At 41.8% G+C, this 21,714-nt stretch carries 18 protein-coding genes; 9 read left to right on the forward strand and 9 right to left on the reverse strand.

Annotated features, from left to right (window positions below; all coding sequences use genetic code 11):
- Nucleotides 1–52: 52 nt before the first annotated feature.
- Nucleotides 53–574 carry a helix-turn-helix domain-containing protein gene (locus BLP52_RS04130; RefSeq protein ID WP_091708943.1) on the reverse strand — a complete coding sequence of 174 codons (522 nt, stop codon included), beginning with the start codon at nt 572–574 and terminating at the stop codon, nt 53–55.
- Nucleotides 575–723: 149 nt separating this feature from the next.
- Here BLP52_RS04130 and BLP52_RS04135 point away from each other — a divergent pair, with 149 nt between their 5' ends.
- The 3 genes from BLP52_RS04135 (at nt 724) to BLP52_RS04145 (ending at nt 3,433) form a co-directional block, all read left to right on the forward strand.
- Nucleotides 724–1,752 carry an ABC transporter substrate-binding protein gene (locus BLP52_RS04135; RefSeq protein WP_238380713.1) on the forward strand — a complete coding sequence of 343 codons (1,029 nt, stop codon included), beginning with the start codon at nt 724–726 and terminating at the stop codon, nt 1,750–1,752.
- A 94-nt stretch (nt 1,753–1,846) separates the two neighbouring features.
- Entirely contained in the window at nt 1,847–2,674 is an 828-nt protein-coding gene (locus tag BLP52_RS04140) for an ABC transporter permease (RefSeq protein ID WP_091708944.1), read from the forward strand.
- The gene (locus tag BLP52_RS04145; RefSeq protein WP_091708946.1) at nt 2,675–3,433 is read left to right on the forward strand and encodes an ABC transporter ATP-binding protein; all 759 of its coding nucleotides are present in this window, start codon (nt 2,675–2,677) and stop codon (nt 3,431–3,433) included.
- Nucleotides 3,434–3,441: 8 nt separating this feature from the next.
- Here BLP52_RS04145 and BLP52_RS04150 read toward each other — a convergent pair whose 3' ends face one another.
- Entirely contained in the window at nt 3,442–3,873 is a 432-nt protein-coding gene (locus BLP52_RS04150; protein WP_091708948.1) for a bactofilin family protein, read from the reverse strand.
- Nucleotides 3,874–4,165: 292 nt separating this feature from the next.
- On the opposite strand from BLP52_RS04150, the gene BLP52_RS04155 reads away from it, so the two are divergent.
- Nucleotides 4,166–6,163: a PAS domain-containing sensor histidine kinase gene (locus BLP52_RS04155; protein WP_091708949.1), complete on the forward strand. Its 1,998-nt coding sequence runs from the start codon at nt 4,166–4,168 to the stop codon at nt 6,161–6,163.
- On the opposite strand, the gene BLP52_RS04160 is transcribed toward BLP52_RS04155, so the two are convergent.
- From BLP52_RS04160 to BLP52_RS04180, 5 genes are all read right to left on the reverse strand, one after another.
- A complete protein-coding gene (locus tag BLP52_RS04160; RefSeq protein ID WP_091708951.1) occupies nt 6,164–6,868 on the reverse strand; it encodes a prenyltransferase/squalene oxidase repeat-containing protein in 705 nt (234 codons plus the stop codon).
- Between the two features lie 23 nt (nt 6,869–6,891).
- Nucleotides 6,892–8,706 (reverse strand): anaerobic ribonucleoside-triphosphate reductase, encoded by a 1,815-nt coding sequence (gene nrdD / locus BLP52_RS04165; protein WP_091708953.1) that lies wholly within the window; start codon nt 8,704–8,706, stop codon nt 6,892–6,894.
- A gap of 105 nt (nt 8,707–8,811) precedes the next feature.
- Nucleotides 8,812–9,645, reverse strand: coding sequence for an Mrp/NBP35 family ATP-binding protein (locus BLP52_RS04170; protein WP_091708955.1), 834 nt, complete (start codon nt 9,643–9,645; stop codon nt 8,812–8,814).
- 58 nt (nt 9,646–9,703) lie between these two features.
- Nucleotides 9,704–10,009, reverse strand: a complete 306-nt coding sequence (locus BLP52_RS04175; RefSeq protein ID WP_091708956.1) for a DUF134 domain-containing protein — start codon at nt 10,007–10,009, stop codon at nt 9,704–9,706.
- Between the two features lie 89 nt (nt 10,010–10,098).
- Nucleotides 10,099–10,899, reverse strand: coding sequence for an undecaprenyl-diphosphate phosphatase (locus BLP52_RS04180; RefSeq protein WP_091708958.1), 801 nt, complete (start codon nt 10,897–10,899; stop codon nt 10,099–10,101).
- Nucleotides 10,900–11,081: 182 nt separating this feature from the next.
- On the opposite strand from BLP52_RS04180, the gene BLP52_RS04185 reads away from it, so the two are divergent.
- From BLP52_RS04185 to BLP52_RS04200, 4 genes are read left to right on the forward strand one after another with little or no spacing between them, the layout of a single operon-like run.
- Nucleotides 11,082–11,444 carry a NifB/NifX family molybdenum-iron cluster-binding protein gene (locus BLP52_RS04185; protein ID WP_091708959.1) on the forward strand — a complete coding sequence of 121 codons (363 nt, stop codon included), beginning with the start codon at nt 11,082–11,084 and terminating at the stop codon, nt 11,442–11,444.
- 55 nt (nt 11,445–11,499) lie between these two features.
- Complete coding sequence (locus BLP52_RS04190; protein WP_338011365.1) at nt 11,500–11,892, forward strand: NifB/NifX family molybdenum-iron cluster-binding protein; 393 nt, start codon at nt 11,500–11,502, stop codon at nt 11,890–11,892.
- A 22-nt stretch (nt 11,893–11,914) separates the two neighbouring features.
- Nucleotides 11,915–12,799 (forward strand): ATP-binding protein, encoded by an 885-nt coding sequence (locus BLP52_RS04195; protein ID WP_091708961.1) that lies wholly within the window; start codon nt 11,915–11,917, stop codon nt 12,797–12,799.
- Nucleotides 12,793–13,704: an ATP-binding protein gene (locus BLP52_RS04200; RefSeq protein WP_338011366.1), complete on the forward strand. Its 912-nt coding sequence runs from the start codon at nt 12,793–12,795 to the stop codon at nt 13,702–13,704. The genes BLP52_RS04195 and BLP52_RS04200 overlap by 7 nt, the downstream gene beginning before the upstream one ends.
- Before the next feature lie 68 nt (nt 13,705–13,772).
- On the opposite strand, the gene BLP52_RS04205 is transcribed toward BLP52_RS04200, so the two are convergent.
- Together BLP52_RS04205 and BLP52_RS04210 are read right to left on the reverse strand one after the other, a co-directional pair.
- On the reverse strand, nt 13,773–15,221 hold the full coding sequence (locus BLP52_RS04205) for a PGF-pre-PGF domain-containing protein (protein ID WP_091708962.1): 1,449 nt from the start codon (nt 15,219–15,221) through the stop codon (nt 13,773–13,775).
- On the reverse strand, nt 15,221–21,250 hold the full coding sequence (locus BLP52_RS04210) for an Ig-like domain-containing protein (RefSeq protein ID WP_091708964.1): 6,030 nt from the start codon (nt 21,248–21,250) through the stop codon (nt 15,221–15,223). The genes BLP52_RS04205 and BLP52_RS04210 overlap by 1 nt, the downstream gene beginning before the upstream one ends.
- A 263-nt stretch (nt 21,251–21,513) precedes the next feature.
- On the opposite strand from BLP52_RS04210, the gene BLP52_RS04215 reads away from it, so the two are divergent.
- Nucleotides 21,514–21,699 (forward strand): hypothetical protein, encoded by a 186-nt coding sequence (locus BLP52_RS04215; RefSeq protein ID WP_091708966.1) that lies wholly within the window; start codon nt 21,514–21,516, stop codon nt 21,697–21,699.
- Nucleotides 21,700–21,714: the final 15 nt, after the last annotated feature.

Here is a 21,714-nt window from a genome sequence, read left to right on the forward strand (position 1 = left end):
CCGATAAACTCTTTTTACCTTTTTTTATTCAAAATCAAATCTTACTTAAAAATCAACTTATTTTCTTGGCCACAAGCTCTATCGCTTCAAACAGGCTATTTTTTGGCATAATTGTTGCAACAGGTATTCTAAGTATCTTTTCCACCGTGGGGCTGACTATGGGTGCACATACAAGGGCTTTCGCTCCATCTCTTTCGGCGCGCACAGCAGCAATAATGGCTTCTTCCATAGAAGTTGCAGAATACTCTCTGATAGTACAAAGGTTTCCGCATATCTTCCTTTTAGTTTCGCTGATATTATCCAGTACTGGTCTTGCAGCGATTACCGCAATGAATTCTCCTTTTTCAGAACCTTCCAGTCTTTTTACCGTTTTAATGATCTGCCTCAGTGTCTTGACATTAGGTTCTCTTTTTCCTGACATGATCTTATAGAGGGTACTGGCAGGTACCCCTGCCTGCTCGGCAAACTCTGCCATATTCATGTTCAGGTCTTCCTTTATAGTAGTAGAAAGGATTCTTCTGAAATCTTCATCAGATTCAAAAACAGCATCTATTATTTTTTCTACAGTGCTCATCTCCACACACCTATGTCATTAATATCCTATTAAGGTAAATACGTATTTCAGATTAATCTTTTTAGGATATAGTGCTTGCGAATTGTAGAAATATATATAATATATAGGCTCGTGCAAACAAATTATCTAACATAATTAAAGGTGGTAATGTGAATCACACAAAGACAATCAAATTAGCTTCTACTTTGTTTTTTGTATTGGCACTTGTCCTTGCTGTATTCGTATCAGGATGCACAGAGGACACTGCACAACAGAATGAAGAACAGGCAAATAATATTACTGAACTTACTTTTGGTTATCAGCCAAGTACACATCAGATAGCATACATGACTGCCAAAGAAAAAGGATGGTGGCTTGAAGACCTTAAACCTTATGGAATAGTAACTATTAACGACAATCTGTTCCCAACAGGTGCACCTGAAATGCAGTCCATGATAGGTGGAAAAATTGATGTGGCTTATGTAGGTGCAGCACCAGTAATTACCGCTCTTGCAAATAATGGTCTTGATGCAAAGATCGTAGCTGCTGTCCAGATCCAGGGTTCAGACCTTGTTCTTAGAACTGATCTTCCATATGAGAGTCCGGAAGATCTCAGGGGACTTAAGATCGCAACATTCCCTGCAGGAACCATTCAGGATACTTTGTTAAGGAACTGGCTGAAAGAAAATGGAATTGATCCTGAGAACGATGTGGAAATCTTGGGTATGGGTCCTGGAGATGCAATGACGGCTATCTCAGCAGGTCAGGTAGATGCAGTATTCCTTCCTCATCCATCACCAACCATGATAGAAAGTGAAGGTGTCGGCAGATCAGTAGTCTCATCAGGTGAAATGCTTCAGGATCATGCTTGCTGTGTGGTTGCTGTAAGTGGTGATCTGATAAGGAATCACCCTGATATTGTTAAGCAGATAGTTGAAACACATATACGTGCAACAGAATACAATGTTGAGCACCCTGATGAAGCAGCACAGATATTTGCTGATGACCAGGACTGGGACGTTGAGCTTGTAAAGAAGTCACTGACCGAGTGGGATGGTTCCTGGGTGGCAGATCCACACCTTATAGTCAACTCAACAGTGGATTATGCACAGGTCCAGTATGAACTTGGATACATAAGCAAACCTTTGACACAGGATGATATATTTGATATGAGCTTCTATGATGCTCTGAATCAATAATCATCTTTTTTTCTTTTTTGATACTAACTTAAATAATAAGTAGACATTTTTATCTTTGTCCGGAGCCTTATTATCTCCAAATATCGGAGGATCCATGGTAAAAAAACACATCCAAGCGTTAAAAGAGAAAAGTGTAGAGATTGTATCTATATTCTCTGCAATAGTTCTCTGGCAGATAATAGCCGTTTATGTTGTAGGAAATAAGTTCTATCTGCCAAGTTTCACGGATGTGGCCGGGGCATTGGTTGAAATTATTTCCAGGGATTCAAGTCTGGCCATAATGGGTCTGAACTTGCAGCTTCCAATGTTAGTGGTTGATTTTCTGTACAGCATGATGCATTTTAGTATAGGTCTTATTGCGGCTCTTGTTATAGGAATTCCAATAGGTATGATCATGGGTTGGTTCCGTACAATAGATCGTATTGCTGATCCTATTGTAGAGATTATACGTCCTATTCCACCTCTTGCATGGATTCCTTTTGCGATCATATGGATCGGTCTTAATCCATTTGCAGCAGGTTTTCTGATATTCATTGGTGCAGTTTTCCCTATCATGATCAATACTTTCACAGGTTTTAAAAGCGTATCAAGGGTGTATGTGGAAGCAGCAAAAGTACTGGGTTGTAACACCAACCGTGAACTAATACGTTACGTAGCCCTTCCTTCAGCTCTGCCTTCCATTGCAGCAGGTATCAGAATAGCAATGGGTGTAGGATGGATGTGTCTTGTTGCTGCTGAAATGTTTGGAGTAAGCAGGAACGGCCTTGGTTATCAGATGTGGCATTTTTACGATCTTCATAGAATGGAATTTGTGCTTGTTTATATGCTTATCCTGGGTTTTCTGGGACTTTTCATTGACAGGCTGCTAAGGTACTATATTGACGGCAAACTCCTTAAATGGCGCAAAGGTGTGGTGATCTGAATGGGCAGTGTAAAAGTAACGAATGTATCCCGTAAGTTCACAAAGGATGAAGACAAATCAACACTGGCGCTGGATAACGTAAGCCTTGAAGTTGATGACAAGGATTTTGTCTGTTTTATCGGTCCGTCAGGATGTGGTAAGACTACACTTTTGAGGATAATCTCAGGCCTCGATAAGCCTGATATTGGTGAGGTTTATCTGGATGGTACAAAGATCGATTCTCCAGGTCCTGACAGAGGCATGGTTTTTCAGGAATACTCACTTTTCCCGTGGAAAACGGTTATTGACAATATACTATTTGGTCCCCAGATGAGTGGTGTAAAAAAGAAAGATGCCATTGTCAGAGGAGAGAAATATCTTGAGCTTGTCGGGCTTCAGCAATTCAGGGACAGCTACCCATACGAACTATCAGGTGGTATGAAACAGAGGGTTGCTATTGCAAGGGCCCTTGCAAACGAACCATCGGTTCTGTTAATGGATGAGCCTTTTGGTGCACTGGATGCCCAGACACGTAACATACTCCAGCAGGAATTGCTTGAAATATGGCAGAAAAAGAGCATTACTATCCTTTTTGTAACACACAGTGTTGACGAAGCGGTTTTTCTTGCAGATAAGATTGTGATGATGAGTGCCCGTCCGGGAAAGATCAAGGAAATAATCAATGTGGATCTTCCAAGACCAAGGGACAGGACAAGTCCGGAAGCAAACAAGCTTCGTGACCATATACTGAAATCTCTTCTGAAAGAACAAGGGCATTAAGGATGCGTTCACTCAGAACGCACAATCACTTTTGTTCCTGACTCTATTTCTTTAATGCTGACCTTACCTATGAGTTCTATTGTGCTGCTGGCTTTTGCAAATCCTATCTTTGATCCGGGGCGTACATGCATATCATCCCCAGCGATTGCTGATCCCTCAATTTTCACAGAATCAAATATCTTAAGATCGCCATCCACTTCAACGTTCCCGTTTATCTCAGACCTGGCACCTATAATAGCTTCATCTGCTCTTACATTGCCTTTTACAAAAGTACCTTTTCCAAGTTTCAGCACACCTTTTACATTTATGTTTTTCCAGAAATTGGAACCCTGTCCGACTATAAGGTTCCCGTCTATGTTGATGTCCTTTTCAAAATAGCTGTTTTTTCGGGTAATGTAAGTGTTAGAGTCCTCATGATATTTTATTGGATTTTCACTCATCTAAGGTCACCATGTGTACTTCAATAGTTTTTTCTGATTATAAATGCTACTCTGGGTATAGGTTTTATTTGCATCTTTTCTGGGTTTTTCTTTTATCCCTTATATTTTATCCGATACCAGTAAATGTATGTGTGAATATGTGCAAAATAAGTTTCTCATTTTTATTAGGATTTATATACTTAAAGTTACAGATACTAACTATTATATATTATATATCTGATATAATTACTTACTATCTGAGACCAGCTGATGTAGTTTCCACAGTTTGTTTGTCGGATACAAAGGTGTATAGATGGTCGTAAACAAAGAAATGCTTGGTTTTGAGAATGACAACAATGGTCATTCATCCGACATAGACACATCCTTGTCATTATTGGTAAATGAAATCTCTTTTTCAGATATTGAGAATTCCCAGGCATTCTATGATATGGTCGACCAGCTTATGCTGATAGTTGGCGATGACAACTGCGTTATAATGGCCAACAAAAAGGCAAAGGACTACTTTGGCTTTGAAACATGTCCTTTAAATGAAGATTTCATCGAACTTTGTATCCCTGAACAGGAAAAGGAGTTTGCTACATCTTTCATCTCTTCTTTTTTCCAGGAAAGTCCAGAAGAAGCAGCATCGACATGTTCTACTGAGCTTTTGTTCAAAGATCCAGGTGGTTCAATATCAACTTTTCTTATCAACGTCAGTCTTTTAAAAGACAGGGATTCATCCAAAAAAGCAGTGATCATCTCGTGTGTGAATATCCAGGACAAGAACAATTTTGAGAATGAAATGCTAAGTGATATTGAAAAATTATTCAAACATCTTGATTCAGTTCCATATGCACTGGTCTTTTCTGATTACACCGGGAAGATCACATTCTGGAATCGTAATGCAACCAAACTTTTTGGTTTTACTAAAGATGAAATAATCGGGGAGTGCATCACTAAGATAATGCCAAAAAGGTATCGTAAGGCGCATGAAGGTTGGGATGAGATAATTTCCATTGGCAAATCCCCAATCGTCGGTAAGATCATTGAAGTTACCGGCCTGCGCAAAGATGATACCGAATTCCCTATAGAAATGGCAATTACAACTACCAGATATAAAGGCGATATTTTCCACGGCGCTATCATCAACGATATCTCGCAGAGGAAGATGAAAGAGAGGCTTACAAGCATTGCAAAGAACAAATATCGCATGATGTTCGAGAAATCCCCTCTCGGTATTTTCCACTTCGATGAGAATGGAGTTATAACTCAATGTAATGAGATCCTTGTAAGAATTCTTGGAGTTCCAGAGGAACAGGTCATCTCACAGATCATAGGATTTAACATAATCGATTCTTTCAGTGATGACCACAATCTCAAGAAAGCAATCAGGCATGTTCTTGCAGGTATCCCTGCAAAGTATGAGGATGATTTCCAATCTCCCTTCTCTGATAAGATCATTCCCATCAAAGCAGAGTTTAGTCCGGTGGTATCCGATGAAGGTAAATTCATGGGCGGTGTCTGCGTTGTAGAGGACTTCACAGAGCGCAAAGCAGCAGAAAGGGAGCTGAACCAATATGCTGAAGATCTTGCAAAGGCAAATGAAGAATTGAAATCCCTTGATCGCATGAAAGATGAGTTTATTTCTAATCTCAGGCACGAGTTAAAAACACCACTTATTCCTATCAAAGGGTACAGTGAACTCATGTATGAAGGAGCTATGGGGGAACTAACTCAGAAACAGAAAGATGCTGTTGAAAAAATGATGTTCAGTTCTGAAAGGCTCAGGAGATTGATCGATTCTTTACTATATGTCAGTATTACCGAAAGTGGCAATTTAGAATACACATTCTTACCTTTGAGGATAAGCGAGGTCATTGATTCTGCTTTGCATGACAGGGACCCTGAGATTAAACGTAAGAAGCATGTTGTGGAAAAGACTATTCCCAGTGACATTCCTTTGATAAATGGTGATCTGGATTATCTGGAAGAAGTTTTCATTAACATAATAGATAATTCTATCAAATTCATGCATGATGACGGTAAGATCACAATAACAGGTGTACTTCAGGAAGATAACAAGATACACATCAAGATGGCTGATGAGGGAATAGGTATTTCCGAAGAGAATCTGCCTAATATCTTCAACAGGTTCTATCAGGTTGACGGCTCATCAACACGTAAATATGGTGGTAACGGTCTTGGTCTGTACATCTGCAAAAAGATCATAGAAGCCCACAGTGGTTCTATATGGGCTGAAAGCAAGGAAGGTTCAGGCACAACGATCCATATACTTCTCCCGGCTAAGTGATCACTGGCTGCTCATATATTCATGCAGAGTGATAAGCGACAGGGAAGTGGTGTTGATATCTCCTCCATCTTTTCCCCATGAACCATTATCATTCATCTGGCCAAGAATCCATTCTACGGATTCGTTGACTTCATCCTTATGATCTGCAAGTATCAGCGACTGAATAACAAGGTTACTGGTTGCAGGTGTTTTCCAGGAATTGTTCTTTTCTTTTCGTGAGATTATCCATCTGGCTTTCTCTTCAATGAACTCGTCATAATCGTTTGTATTTCCAGTTTTTCCCTGTTTAATCAGGGCTGTGATTATAAGTGATGTTGTTCCGGGATGTTCCCATTTTTCCCCGTAATTTTCAATAAGCCACCTGCATCCTCCGCAGTTAAAGGATCCCAGGTCAGCGAGTGCTGCAAGAGCGTATGTACTGTCATACACATCCTCATTCCAGGAACCATTTTTTTCTTTTTCAAGAACCCATCTACCGGTTTCAGTAAACACAGTCCCGGTTAGCGCAAGAACCGATGCAGCACGTGAAGTATCTCTCAGGTCATTATTCCATGAGTCTCCTGTACGCAGGCCGATAAGTTGTTCTATGAACTTATTTTCCTCATTCCAGAGATAACTTGCCTGTGTCACGCGTGCAAGGTCCTTTACTTTCGTAATCTCCTGTGAATAAAGCCACTTGAACGATGCTTCACTCTTAAAAATCATAATGTTCCAGACGGCCTGCGGATTTATTTATCTTTCTGCATGCACTGCATCCTGTACCTGCGACGTTCCCTGTATTCCATGACTTTTCCGGGATTCCAGTTGTTTACATGTCCGTAGTAACCGGTGACTCTGGATATATGATCAACTATCTCTGCATGGCAATATGGACACTTTTCCTGTAGTCCTCTGGAGTTGTGACCATTTTCACATATGGAAAAATCCGGTGAGAAACAGAAGTATGCAAGTTCTGTCTCTGTTAGCCGGTTAATGAAATCAGAAAGCCCTTCAGGGTCAGGGAAACTTTCTCCCATCCAGATGTGGCAGATTGTACCGCCTGTAAAATATGGATGAAACTCTGCTTCCGTTGCTATGCGGTTGACAAGAGATGTCTCAGTTTTGTAAGGCACATGTGTAGAATTGGTGTAATATGGAATGTCATTGCTTCCCTGTAAGTTTGCTCTTTCCCCGTACTGCTCTTTATCCATCAATGCAAAACGGTAGGCAGTGCTCTCAGCAGGTGTCTGTTCAAGAGTGTACTTAATGTTGTCATCAATAGAAAACTCCTGTATCCTGTCTGCAATGTAGCGAATTATTTCGATACCTTCTTTCTTTCTCTCAAGGATTCCCTCGCCTGTAAGATTCATGAGACATTCGTTCAGTCCGACAACACCAAATGTCAGGTGTCTTTTCTCAAATTCATAGTAAGGCATTCCGTCATCAGTTGATTTCAGAAGCCATGGAAGTATTTTCCATTCATGGAGGGATTTTCTGATAATCTCATTTCCTTCAACAAGTGCCTGCCTGCTTATTTCCAGGACTTTGTCCAGTTCTGTAAAGAAACCATCTGTCCCTTTAGCCTTAAGGGCGACACCGGGGAGGTTCATTGAAACAACTTTATTGGAACCATTTCCCATTCCTCCGGCACTCCATATCCCTCCGGTATGTCTGGCAAAGAGCCGGCAGCACATTGCTTGTACGGTCTCGTCGGAAAGGTAGTCCGCTCTCAGATTCAGGAAATACGGGGCTCCGGTTGAGGCAGTTGCCTGCATTGTAAGTTTCCAGAGAGGATCATCAAGATCAAGGTCTTTGGTGATCGCAGTTGTCAGCAACGGGAATGTAAATGGGAATCCCTGGCCGTCACCTTCTGCGGCAATCTCCATAAAGGCTCTGTAAATCGTCCTTGCTTCTTCCTCGAATGAGGAATATGTATCATCAAGTTCCTTTCCGTCGAAGATTACTTTCTGGTCTGCAATGAGCGGCGGGCATGTGATCCTCAGTCCTACGTTGGTGAAAGCACTCTGGGCTCCGGGTCTGTTGGACTGGTTCATCTGGAACATGAATCCCTGTATCATCTGTCTGAGCTGTTCATCGGTGATGTCATCGTAATGGAGATGAGGTGCAAGCATCCAGTTCAGCATGTCTATCGCCTGCGCTCCAGCGAAGAATTGCTGTGAGTGCAGCATAAAGGACATTGAATGATAGAGTGCAGACTGAAAACGCTTTGCAGGAAGGCTGGTGGTGTCCGGGAACCTCAGTCCGTTCTTCAGGAATATCCTTGCATCGATTCCATTACAATATGGCTTGAAAGGATCATGCAGGTCATGGATGTGGATTAGTCCTTCTTTGTGTGCCCGGGCAATTTCAGGAGAATAAAGTTTTTCCAGAGCATATTGTTTCTTTATCTGGGATGCAATGTGCAGGTCAACAACAGACGGACTCAGGCGCGTGTTTGAGTTTTCCTTTAGCAGCCAGCTTCTGTCCAGCAGGACATCTTCTACAAGTTCTGTTGGGTTTATGAAGTCAAGTCTGTCGATATTCCCATGGCTCCCGGTTCCCATAGAGAAAAGTCTGTGTTTTTAGTATAAATAGTGAATGAGATGCTAATATTATGAATATAATCAAATAAAAAAAGGATTAGAGGAAGAATAAATCTTCCTGTAGTTTTATTTCTTGAAGTTCTCGACAGAATCAACAATAGAAGCGAATTCCTTGCCCCATAGCATTTCTTCGTTGATGTCGCTGTAGACTTTTCCGCTGTCCTCGATCTCTGCGATCTTTGGGTCCATTGGGAGTTCACCAAGAATAGGCACATTGAAATCTGTAGCCGCTTTCTCAACTCCGCCTCTGCCGAAGATATCTATCTTTTCGTCACAGTGTGGGCAGATGATTCCAGCCATGTTCTCAACGATTCCGATTACAGGGACTTTCAGGATCTCTGCAAATTTGATGGATTTCCTGACACTTACAAGAGCAACGTCCTGTGGTGTTGTTACAACAACTGCACCTTCCATCTTTTCGATGAGCTGTGCGATGCTCAGTGGTTCGTCACCGGTTCCTGGTGGCAGGTCAACGATAAGATAGTCAAGTTTACCCCATGAGACATCCTCAAGGAACTGTTTGATAGCTGCCATCTTTGCAGGTCCTCTCCATATGACGGGTGCATCCTTATCTTCTAGAAGAAGTGCCACAGACATCACAACAAGATTCTCAGTGACGCTGATAGGTACGATCCCGTTCTCATCGACCTCTGGCCTTGTATCCTCGATACCGAACATCTTAGGGATGCTTGGTCCGTGGATGTCCGCATCAAGGAGCCCGACCCGGTGTCCGCGCTCAGCAAGCCTTGCAGCCAGATTTGCAGCAACTGTACTTTTTCCAACTCCGCCTTTGCCGCTCATGACCATTATCTTCTTTTTAATGGCTCTCATGTTCCTGACAAGCTTTGGCTCCTCTGGCTTCTTTAAAAGGTCATCTGTACTCTGGATATTCTGTGTCATATGATCTCCTTTTTGATTTTGATATGAATTATACGGACAACAAATAACTACGTGGCAATTATTCCGTGTCCTGGGAAACTTTGCCAATTATCTCAATGGCTTTGCCTTCGATAAGTGCAGAAGCCACTTTTCTCCTTGCATTCTGAAGATCCTGCCAGAAAGCTCTCCTTGAAATGCCCATGCTTATGGCTGCATCTTCCTGTTGTAATCCTTCAAGGTCTGCAAGGCGCAGGGCTTCCAGCTCTTCAATGGCAAGGGATACGGTTTCAAGTTCTTTTAATGGCACTCCACGTGGCTTGAAATACAATACATCCGGGGAGCAGCCTATCCTTCTTGGTGATTTTGGTCTTCCTCTGCAAGTCATTGTTATGCACTCAATAATTGATTTCTTATTTATATCTTGTCAGAAAAAGATATATATTTAATCTCTTTTGTGAGATATTCTTATTCATCTTATCCGATAAAATATGCCAGAATGCTGAGAAGTCCCAGGGCAATACAGAACTTTGAGAAATCGATTTTCTTTGCCGCTTTTATGAAGAGATCAATAGTAAGTATTCCGGTAACAAACGCAAAGATCAAAGCAACTATTGAATTTGCGGTGATATCCAGCAGTCCCATGGCTTCCATTCCAACATTTGCAGCTAGGACCGCAGGTATGCTCATAAGGAAACTAAGTCTCAGTGCCTGTGCAGGTTCAATGTTTCGCAGAATCAGGGTTGAAACTGTGATTCCTGAACGGCTGACACCCGGCAGAGCTGAGAATCCCTGTGTTATACCAACAATTACTGAATCGACGATACCTGTCGTTTCCCTATGGATAGTTCTCTTTGAGGCAGACATCTGGAGCAGGCCGGTGAATATAAGCAATCCTCCAATGATCGCAGTTGCCAGCCTGCCGGAAAAATCATTGGCGTCCGTGGCAAAGAGTATTAATGGAAGTCCTATAATTCCTGTTATTGCAGTTGTTATCAATAAGAATGTGATGATGCTGCTTTTTTTCTCTTCGATATCCCTGCTTTTAACATAATGCGGGACATCTGAGATTATTTCGAGGATATCTTTCCTGAAATACACGATTGCAGAGAGCAGTGTCCCTGTGTGCAACCATATGGCTATGGGGAGTGCATCTGCAAGGGTCTTACCAAAAAAATTTAGCATCACAAGAGTGGTCATACCTTCACTGCTGATAGGTAGCCATTCCGCTAATCCTTGTACAATTCCAAGTACAATTGCTTCTAAAAATGTTAACATTCAGTGCCATTTAGCTTTATTTGTATATATAAGGGGTGGTCATATTGTGTCTGTCTTCTTCTTCTCTTTTTCTTCAACCTATCTCTCATTTGAGATTAAATATATAATGTTTGTCCGAAATCTATTTATATTTTATCTCTTATGTGTGTATTAGTCATTTATTTGTTTTCAGGAGTTCATCAATGAAAATATGTGTTACAGCAAAAGGTTCTGATCTGGATGCCTCTGTTGATCCTCATTTTGGCAGATGCAATAACTTTCTGGTAGTAGACTCTGAGACTATGGAATTTCAGTCCATTGGAAATGATCAGGGCTCTGCATCGGGAGGCGCAGGTGTCCAGGCAGCCCAGCAAGTTATCGGTAAAGGAATTAACGTACTGATAACCGGTAGTGTAGGTCCGAACGCATTCTCATTGCTGGAATCCGAGAACATTGAGATGAAGATGGTTTCCGGGGGTTCTGTTCAAGAAGCAATTGAAGCTTACAGATCAGGATCTCTGGAGAGTATCAATACGCCAAATTCTGCTGGCAAATCCGGAAAATAAGCAAGAGATTTTGGTTTTCAATATTTATTGATAAATTATCATATAAGAGGTGTGAATGATGAAATTATGTATACCTTCAATGGGACAAAACGGAATGGAAGATACAGTCGGTCAGCATTTTGGAAAAGTACCTTTCTATACATTGTACGACACTGAGACCAGGGAAGCCGCGGTAATATCAAATACAAGCGAGCACAATGGTGGAACAGGACTCCCTCCTGAGATTATGGCAAAGGAAAATGTTGATGCAATGCTCTGCGGCGGTCTTGGTAGAAAGGCTGTAGTGATGTTCGAACAGTATGGTATCGATGTATTTATCGGTGCAACAGGTAGCATCCAGGATGCTGTTGCTGCATGGGAAGCAAGCAAGCTTTCAAAGGCAACTCAGGATAATTCCTGTGCAGGCCACGGCCATGATCACGACCATGAGCATGGTCACTGCCATTAATACCATTTCGGGTGTATAGTTCATGAAAATAGCTATCGCAAGTGGTAAAGGTGGTACCGGGAAGACCACAGTGGCTGTGAATTTTGCCCTTGCGATAGGCGATGCCCAGCTTTTTGACTGCGATGTTGAAGAGCCAAATTGCAATCTTTTTCTTGGTTTGGACCTTGAAAAACAGGAAGATGTCAGCATCGCTGTCCCTGAGATTAATACTGAAAAATGCAGTCTTTGTGGAAGTTGTGTAGAATTCTGCCACTATAACGCAATAGCAAAACTTCCTCGAAGTGTCATGATCTTTCCCAAACTTTGTCATGGTTGTGGGGGATGCCATATAGTATGTCCTGAAAATGCCATCTCAGAGATCAAACGGCCAATAGGAATGATTGAAAAAGGAGTTGATCCCGGTTCAGGAATAAGTTTTTTCCAGGGAACACTTGGAATTGGTGAACCAATGGCAACTCCTGTTATAAGGCGGTTACAGGCACACATGGATGAAAACAAGGTTGCTGTCGTCGACTCTCCTCCGGGGACCGCATGTCCCGTAATAGCAACCGTTGGGGAAATGGATTACTGTGTGCTTGTAACCGAGCCTACTCCTTTCGGACTCAATGACCTTATTCTTGCCGTAAATGTAGTAAGGCAACTGGAGGTTCCCCTTGGTGTTATCATTAACAGACATGGCTCTGGAGATGATAGTGTAGAGGAATATTGTTATTCTGAGAATATTCCAATCCTGATGAAGATCCCATATGATCGGGAAATAGCAGTTCTCTATTCAGAAGGAATCCCTTTTGTGCAGCGTATGCCGCAGTGGAAAGAAAAATTCCGGTCACTTTATGAAAAGATTTGTTTCATTTCATCGGAAAACACATCGCAATACTCTTGTTCCGGAGTGAGAAATCAATGGTGAAACAGTTAACCGTGATAAGTGGAAAAGGTGGAACCGGCAAGACAACTTTTACTTCATCCTTTGCTGCCCTTGCAGAAAATGCAGTTATAGCCGACTGCGATGTTGATGCTGCTGATATGCATCTGATATTGCAACCTGAAATATCTGAGATTCATAATTTCTTTGGTCTGGATGTTGCCAGTATTAATAAGGAATTGTGTACAGCTTGCGGAATTTGTGTTTCTTCTTGCAGATTTGATGCAATAGATTCTAACCAAGTGGTAGATACATACAAATGCGAAGGCTGTGGTGTGTGCGAGCATGTCTGCCCGGAAGATGCTGTCAGTATGATTGCGAAGAAGGCAGGGGAATACTATTGTTCAAACACAAGATTTGGTCCACTTGTTCATGCAAAACTTGGAATTGGTGAAGAAGCAAGTGGTAAGCTTGTATCTGATGTACGTCGTCGTGCTTCTGAGCTCGCAGAACAAAGTGGCAAGGATCTGATTGTAATCGATGGTCCTCCTGGGACCGGATGTGCTGTCATAGCTGCTATCACAGGTACTGATCTGGTACTTGTGGTCACAGAACCCACAAAATCCGGTGTACACGATCTTGAAAGGGTTGTGCAGGTGGCACAGCATTTCAGGATTCCTGTTGCAGTCTGCATAAACAAATATGATATAAATAAGAGACTTTCCGTTTCTATATGTGAATATTGCAAAGACAATAATATTCCTGTTCTTGGAATGCTTCCCTATGATAATATTGTTATTGAAGCAATGATAGCAGGAAGTTCTGTAGTCGAATATTCTGGTGCTAAATTCTCAGAAGGGATCAGGTCAGTCTGGAATAGTCTTGTATCTATCCTTTTTCAGGAAGAAAAAGAAGATATCATTAGATTGATACAAAAAAGCGAAAAATAAAAAAGGCAGATCAAAAAAGAAAAGTATCCGGGAGCGGATCAATGCCCTCCGGAATAGTATGGTATATTTTATTCTTTCTTTCTCTTAATCAGGAATGCCAGTCCAAGCATTGGAACGAGGGCAACTGCTTCAAATCCTGGTATTCCCGAACCTTCTTCAGAAGTCGTCTCCTCTTTTTGCTCATCAGCAGTTGTTGTTGCTTCTGTGGTATCAGTCTCGACAACAGTTTCTGTGTCTGCAGCAGTGGTTGCTGTTTCTCCTGGTACGACTATGGCAAATGGAGAGAATCCCGGGGTCGATGAAGTGAAGTAGACATAGTCGTTGTCATCATCTGTTACCGCTGTCTCAAGTTCATCCCATTGTGTGGTATACCTCATCAATCTTATATTAACAGGATCAATGCCATTCTCATTCAGCCATGATTTCTCGACTGCAAAAGAGATCTGCGGATTGGCTATAGTGCTTGAGCTTGCCCATCCGGCCTTCCCGACCCAGATGTTCATGTATCTGTAAATATTACCATTTGGTTTGCTGTCTGAATATGCTGATTTGTCGTGCAGCACCTCAATTGTAACGTCAGTATATCCTGCATTTATCAGTGGCATGAAAGAGATTTCCTTTATGGGGTTCTGTTCTTCGGTGAACTCATAAAGTGATTCCACATCTTTCTGCACATATATCTTCTTAACATCCTTCATGGCAATGTTCTCATATTCTTCACCACTGGCTCCTCCACCGCCACCGCCTCCTCCGCTACTGCTTGATGATGTAGAAGAGGAGCTGGACTCAGGTCCGGTAACTGACGAAGTAGTGGTAACACTACCTCCGGGGATTGTTGATGTCACTGTAAGGGTAAAGGTGTTGCTGGATGCAGGGCTGTCAGCTGTAACTGTCCATGAACCTGAACTTGATGCAGTAGGTGCAATGGTTCCTAGGGTTGCAGGGTCCGTTCCGCTGCTAAGGCTCCATCCGCTTGGCAATGTCAGGTCAACCTTCACATTTGTAGCATCTGCAGCGCCTACCGATGCACTATTGGATACCACATAACTAATGACAACATCGTCTCCTGCAGATACTGATGAAACATCTGTGCTGGAATCGATTGTCAGTACAGGTCTGTCTTTTACAGTAATGGCAGTAGATGAGATCTTAGCGTTGCTGCTTCCATCATCACCAGATGCTGATATCGTAAAGGGCGATGCACTTGTTCCCGTGGAAGCTGCAGTAACAGTCCATGATATGGATTTGGTACCATCGCTTGTGAATTGTACCTGTTGTGTAGGGCTTGGCACTGTGAACTGCCCGGAATTGTCAGAAAGTGTCAAGTCCACTGTCAGTGTGCCTGAAACACTTGCAGCAGTTACAGTTGAAGTAATAGTTATGCTCTCATCCTTCACAACACTACTGTCGTAGTTGATACTTCCAATACTCAGGGAAGCAGTTGCAGAAGCAGTGGAAATTGTTCCCACTGCAATTAACATGGCCAGAAAAATCAATGCTATTCCTTTACTTCTCATCAATATCCACCTCCCATGGGGTCTCCTGCCATATCTCCACTGTCATACATGTTCATCTTGTCACTATTGACTCTATAGAAATTGATCTTAAGGATCTCTTCTCCTCCAGATTGTTTATTCACACTTACAAAAGCTGTGTATTCTCCAAAATCATAGTTTATATCTCCCATGTCTTCAGACTTAATCTCAAGGATTCCCTCACCGTCCACAAGTGTGGCATTGATCATTGCAGAGCTCATATTCCAAGTAACTGGCAGATCAGCAGCCATTCCTTCATCATATGTTCCTCCAAATGTCATCTTCAGGGATTTGAGTTCGGCATTACCTTCAACAGGTGTACCATCAAAGTCCCTTGCGGTGACGAATATCGTGATGCTGTCATTTACATCAAGCTCTGTTGCCGGTGCAAAAGATTTTAGCACTGCGGTATTCGTACTGTCATTGATCTTCAGAGTAGGGAAAGATATTGGCCAGCTATCCATATTGCCTGTACCTATTTCGGATGCAGTCCTCTCAGACATGTTCACTGTTACGATACTGTCACCAATTGACTCAGGTATGGAATCTCCATATCCCATTTCGGTAGTATATAGATCATAAATTGAATTCAGGTCCATATAGTTCTGCCAGTCTCTCAGTGTAGTAAGGTCAGCATCGTCATCGTATGTAGCTTCGGTAGGCATATTGATTCCGTTTGCAAGACAATCAATGAGTAATATGTGATATCGATCATCTGAGGTTATCTCTCCAACACCGGCCGGTGCTGAACCACTGTCAAACATACTGCCTGCTGATGCAATATCCATTCCCAGGTCTTCATCACTGAATGTTCCTGTATAGAAGATCGGATCATCTGATACCCATTCCGGTACAGGGTATACCTGGGTGACACTACCATTGAACAGGATGAACTTTCCTCCCCATGTGGATACTGATGCCACATAGTAGTCGTTGAATCCATTGATACTTTCTCCAATGCGATATTTGTCTGCATCACTGAAGTCACTTGCATTCACGACAAGCACACTGTCCTTTGTGTTAATGTAGGAGTTTGTCATCAGATCATACATGGTGCCTGCTTCGTCCTCATAACCAAAGATGTAATATTCCTGGTTATTGAAGTTCACCTGTGTCACAGCTCCTGAATAGGCTTTTGTTTCACCATTTGCGGTATTTCCATCTATCAGGGTTTCAGCAGCGTCCATTGTAAGGATCATCAGCGGATACCTGAGGGTCAGTGTAACATTGGCATCGGTCACATTTGTGACTTCGAAATCAAATCCTCCCATCCAATATGTATCACCTTCAGTAAATGACTGTGTCTCAGGCTGTGAATTCCAGCTATATCCTGGAACTGTCCACGGCCATCCTACATAGGACATTGCTACAGTCGCTGTTCCTCCGGATGAAGCTGTCAGAGTAAAATTCCACATATCATTATAGAATAGTGTGTTCTCACTCAGGTTCAGAACCACTGTGTCTCCTGTGTTATGTATCTGTGTGACATTATAATCCAGGTTGATGGTTGCACGACTTGAGTTGACAATTGAACCAGTTCCAATATCTCCTGCTACAAAGGTTGCTCCTCCGTCTGCAGAATAATTGAATGAACCTGTAGTACTGTTATAATACCATTCATCGAAAGGCCAGTTCAGGTTATACTTATCCTCGGGTCCGTAATTATAGGCAGAAACACCTTTTACAAACTCCACCTCATCTCCGTATGCAAGAAGCATATTATTTCCAGGTACACCATCGCCGCTATTATCATCACTCAGCTTGATGAGTCCTACCTGTCCTGGAGTTCCAAGTGCTCCTGCAACAATAAAGTTACGTAGGTCAAAGCGTGAAAGTTCCCAGAACATCTCTTCGTTTGCAACCGCATACTCGCTTCCAATGGTGACATTGTAGTGTATCATCCATGAACCGGTTGGTATGTTTACTTCTGATGAGTTAATCTCAAGAAGTGCCAGTCCGCCGGAGGTTGTGGTTGTATTAACGTTCTCCAGATTATAGACTACCTTGCTTTCATCTATCAGGTAATCTATCTTCACTTCCTTATTTGCCAGAGCTTGTCCTGACGGTGTTGTCACAAGGAATGGTATCTTTATTACAGAACCGTTGCTGAATGTTCCAAGGTTCATTCCATTCCAGCCTTTACTATATGTGCTGAATTCCAGCTGGTATGAAGAAGACTGGTACTTGTTGCTGAGCAGATATATCGGATTACCCCCAAACTGTATCGGTTCGCCTGCACTTGCATCTACATAACCTGCTGAGAAATTATAGGAGTTACTGACAAGAACTTTATCATACGTTCCGGATGTAATGGAATCTGCCATAAGTACGATATAATTGTCCTCATAGTATTCACCGTCTCCGTCAAGATCGATATTCTGCCATTCATCATCATGGAAATTGCTCATAAGGAATTTTCCAGACTTGCTCATTGCCATGATGCTCTGGTTTAGCATCACACCATTTTTCAGAGTGTTCTGTCCTTCAAGTTCAATAGTTCCGTCTGATCTGATCTCGGTGATGGTCCATGTCCTTCCAGTGTAGTCAGTGAATGATGAACCTACGGATTCATTGAATACCTGGGTTGCTGTATCGTCAGAAAGATTGCCTATCATATTAGAGTTATCTGTTACATTCTCATATTCAACGTAGATCGTGTCACGGACAGAATCCACAACCACCATTGAATAATATGGTACAAAACTATGGTTCCATGAATCATCACCCATGATCTCATAGCTACTTGTAACAGGCGATATATCATTTCCACCAATGATTCTGCCACTGATCTTTCCTGCACTGACATTACCAATACTTTGTAATTGGTTCTTTTTTGTCAGTATATCGGTTGTGGCATTGATCGATGTAACATTGGTGTAGTACTGAGCAGAACTGATACTTATTCTCATTGGGTTAGTAATAGTGACACTGGCAAGTTTAAGCTGGAACCAGAAATCAGTATATACTTCGTTGTTTTCCTCATCTGTGACCTTAAGTGTCATCATGTAGGCACCCTGCCCCCAGCCACTGGTGTTAATGGATACATTGATCTCATTTGGATCTATGCCGGCTTCTGTAGTAGTTATACCTGCCATCTGACTCTTTGTCTTGTAGCTGGTCATCCACATGCCTTCCTGCATGACATTCTCAACGGTCACGTTTGTAATGTTATGAGAACTGCTTCCCCACATCTGATCCTCAGATGCCTTTACAGTGACATTGATGAACCCACTTGTCGGGAACTCGTTTATCCAGTTGGAATCGACCCATGTTACAAACGCTGTGGTATGTACCCATGCGCTTCCTACCTCAGTGGTGTTCCCATCGGTTGCCTCGAATATGAATTCAAAGTTTCCTCCTCTGGAAACTCCAGGGTATTCATAGTATCCTGTTCCGTTGATACTTCCGATTTCAACCTCTGTATCATTGTACATGGTTGGCGGTGTCATCATGTCCCAATCTCCCATGGAAATTACTTTCTTAAGGGTGATGTTAACTTCTTTTGCATTGAAGCTGCTATCAAAGGCATTCAGTGTGAAGTTAATGGGTTGATCGATTCCGGCTTCCCATGAGGTGGAATATGGATTGAATATGAAATTGCTGACTTCGAACCATCCATTTCCATAGTCAATGATACCATCTTGTGTTGTCATTTTTATTCTGACACTGTAGAATCCTGACTTCAGACTATTGGATGCTGAGACAGTCAATGTGGCATCGCCATTGGAGTTAGTTGTAACCGAAGTTGCTGAATCTGTAATAGAAATACTTTCTCCTGTCATTGAATACTTCACATCTTTAACTTCCAGTGAAGCAGAAGATACATTGTTTCCACTTATGTCCTGTATATGTACTGAAAGCTCAATGGTGTCATCTGCTCCGAATACCTTGTACATATTGGAGTTGTCATCAAAGACCGGATTGGCTTTTATCTTATAGAGTTTCTCATCGAACCATCCGTCACCTATTACTGTTTTTGGAGTTCCGTCAACAGTAGCATTGACCCAGAATTTGACGTAATGGAAGCCCAGGTATGAGTCCGTAACATTGAATTTGAGGACTTTCTTATCACCTACAAAAGGCATATTGATGGTTGTCAGTACAGGGTCTTCCATGTATTCGGTCACGACCTCTGATGCACTATCACTCCAGGCCTCGATAAGTCCTACATCATTGATGTCAGATGCCGGTATTTCCAATCCTGTAGATGGATCGAATGCGGTGATCATTATCCTTGCCGTGGAGTTTGGAGCTACCGTAGGGCTGAACCATCCCATCTTGTTTACAGGTTCACCATGGACGAACATGTCCTGCACGGTAATACTTCTGCCTGCACTATTCCATTGGGAGATATTAACTCTTACAAGTGTGTCATATACTCCATTTTGTGATGGCGTTGTGAAGTTGATTACAGCAAATGTATTTCCAATTGTCTTTTCAACTTCATCCTGGATATCTGATGGTACACTCAAATATGTAAAGAATGTACTCGCATTCATCAGTGACCAGTCAGTGATGAATTCATCTCCATTGTTATTGGTGATGTTCAGCCTGAACTTTTCACTGTCAAGTTCGGTCATGGCCTCAAAATCAATATTTTCACCACTGCTGAGATTTGTTCCGGCTATTACCAAAAATCCCTCTTCTCCCGGTGCAAAACCGTCACTTTCCCCGTCATTCTTCGAAATTACTTTCAGAAATATCTCATACGCTTTGATGTTATAACTGGTATATGCTTTCTGGGTCTGGCTGTTTGTAACAGCTTCATATTCTACATAATATGTGTCTATCTCTTCACCAGCCGGAATTGTATAACTCGCAGTGTATGCACCTATATCACTATCGTATTCCAATTCCAGTTCATTGAGGTATGATGCATTGTTCTTACTCGTGATATCAGCAGTTACTGTAGCTGTAGAAAGTGGTTCTCCTGAACTGATATTTGTCAAGTAGACAACTGGTACTATTACCTCTCCACGGGCAAATGTGTGTTTTGGTGTGTTTTCGGTTGAGAGCATGTCACCGAACATGTTCATTGTGTTAACAACATATGATATGTGTCCAATATCTTCTGCTACCAGATGGTAGGTGCCCGCAACACTGGAAACTGTCATGGTTGTTGTGTTAAGCCCCATGGAGTTTGTTACAAGTTCTTTGCTGGATATGGATGTACCATTGTCCCTCAGGTTTTCAAGTGTAATGGTTCCTTCTATGGGTACACCACTGGCGTTTAGTGTGAGAACAGTAACATTAACACTTTGTCCGCCTGTGAAACTGGGTGTTATGGTCTTTGCCAGTGTAATTCCATTTTGTTTGTTAATGTTTATGAATTTATAGTCCACTCCGTTCAATTTAACTTTTGATCCTTCTATAAGGTTCCCGATCACACTTATGCCTGTACTATCCGTACCCAGACTCATATCGGGGTCATCATCTACGTAGGCAACTTCATCATCAGATACCAGAAAATAGTATGTGGTACTTCCCAAAAGGGCTGATCCACCTGTTTTACTCTGATTGAGGGAACCAGTTATTCCATGATCCGCAGATAATGATACACTGACGATGTCCCCTTCAGTGAATCTCACTTCTATGGTCTGAGGATCATTTTCTCCTACCACTGTCATATACAGATAAGGTGAAACGACACCAGTTTCGATGTCCACTGCAACCACAGTGTAACCACCTGAATCTGCAGGTACGGTCATTGTTGTTGAGAACGCACCTCCGGAAGCGGTGATTGTTTTATTTGATAATTGGTTTGCAGGATCAGTAAATTCGTAACCTGTGGGCCATATTATTATTTTTACTTCTCCAGTTTCATTACCGTCCTGAATTTCACCGGTAACCCTCATTGAGTCTCCGGCACCGTATGTTCTTCCGTCTATACTGAACTTCTGGATAGATGTAGCTGAAGCTAAAGGATTTATCAGCAATAATATCGCAGTAGTCAAAAGTACCAGGATGGCAATCCTGTTGTATTTTTTCAAATATTGTTTAGCACGATTCATTCTTTTGTCACATCCAACCCGTGATTAAAGAATTAGATTCACCAGAGTTATATCTAAATTATATTATAAAAGAGCTACGTATAATACTTTATTTAAATCTTACACTGGTTATGTTTTTGTAGTGACAATTATTTCTGACAGTATCTTCTTCTCATAATTGTACTAATGAATCTTTTCTATGAGTAAGTATCATCATAATAAATCGTGATATATAATCGGTAAACTTTTATTTGATATTGCCAGAGATATGTTTAGGTGAAATTATGGCCCACTCTGCAAATGGAAACATGGGCTCCTTTGCCCATATAGTACAATCCCTTCCTGATTATTCTGAGCTTATCATAGCTCTGTTGATACTCATACTGCTACTGATATCTATGGACGAGATCATGGATTTCATCTATATGGTAAGGGATATATTCACTTACAAAAGCATGCCTTTTAGCTGAAGCTAAAAAATAGGA

Source organism: Methanolobus vulcani (assembly GCF_900100715.1).
GTDB classification, from domain to species: Archaea; Halobacteriota; Methanosarcinia; order Methanosarcinales; family Methanosarcinaceae; genus Methanolobus; species Methanolobus vulcani.

What these genes read in the sequence shown, in the direction of transcription:
- BLP52_RS04215 (WP_091708966.1), top strand. Translation starts at nt 21,514, where the DNA reads ATGGCCCACTCTGCAAATGGAAACATGGGCTCCTTTGCCCATATAGTA.
- BLP52_RS04175 (WP_091708956.1), bottom strand. Translation starts at nt 10,009, where the DNA reads ATGACTTGCAGAGGAAGACCAAAATCACCAAGAAGGATAGGCTGCTCC.
- BLP52_RS04145 (WP_091708946.1), top strand. Translation starts at nt 2,675, where the DNA reads ATGGGCAGTGTAAAAGTAACGAATGTATCCCGTAAGTTCACAAAGGAT.
- BLP52_RS04185 (WP_091708959.1), top strand. Translation starts at nt 11,082, where the DNA reads ATGAAAATATGTGTTACAGCAAAAGGTTCTGATCTGGATGCCTCTGTT.
- BLP52_RS04200 (WP_338011366.1), top strand. Translation starts at nt 12,793, where the DNA reads ATGGTGAAACAGTTAACCGTGATAAGTGGAAAAGGTGGAACCGGCAAG.
- BLP52_RS04150 (WP_091708948.1), bottom strand. Translation starts at nt 3,873, where the DNA reads ATGAGTGAAAATCCAATAAAATATCATGAGGACTCTAACACTTACATT.
- BLP52_RS04140 (WP_091708944.1), top strand. Translation starts at nt 1,847, where the DNA reads ATGGTAAAAAAACACATCCAAGCGTTAAAAGAGAAAAGTGTAGAGATT.
- BLP52_RS04180 (WP_091708958.1), bottom strand. Translation starts at nt 10,899, where the DNA reads ATGTTAACATTTTTAGAAGCAATTGTACTTGGAATTGTACAAGGATTA.
- BLP52_RS04155 (WP_091708949.1), top strand. Translation starts at nt 4,166, where the DNA reads ATGGTCGTAAACAAAGAAATGCTTGGTTTTGAGAATGACAACAATGGT.
- BLP52_RS04190 (WP_338011365.1), top strand. Translation starts at nt 11,500, where the DNA reads ATGATGAAATTATGTATACCTTCAATGGGACAAAACGGAATGGAAGAT.
- BLP52_RS04210 (WP_091708964.1), bottom strand. Translation starts at nt 21,250, where the DNA reads ATGAATCGTGCTAAACAATATTTGAAAAAATACAACAGGATTGCCATC.
- BLP52_RS04130 (WP_091708943.1), bottom strand. Translation starts at nt 574, where the DNA reads ATGAGCACTGTAGAAAAAATAATAGATGCTGTTTTTGAATCTGATGAA.
- BLP52_RS04205 (WP_091708962.1), bottom strand. Translation starts at nt 15,221, where the DNA reads ATGAGAAGTAAAGGAATAGCATTGATTTTTCTGGCCATGTTAATTGCA.
- BLP52_RS04160 (WP_091708951.1), bottom strand. Translation starts at nt 6,868, where the DNA reads ATGATTTTTAAGAGTGAAGCATCGTTCAAGTGGCTTTATTCACAGGAG.
- BLP52_RS04170 (WP_091708955.1), bottom strand. Translation starts at nt 9,645, where the DNA reads ATGACACAGAATATCCAGAGTACAGATGACCTTTTAAAGAAGCCAGAG.
- nrdD (WP_091708953.1), bottom strand. Translation starts at nt 8,706, where the DNA reads ATGGGAACCGGGAGCCATGGGAATATCGACAGACTTGACTTCATAAAC.
- BLP52_RS04195 (WP_091708961.1), top strand. Translation starts at nt 11,915, where the DNA reads ATGAAAATAGCTATCGCAAGTGGTAAAGGTGGTACCGGGAAGACCACA.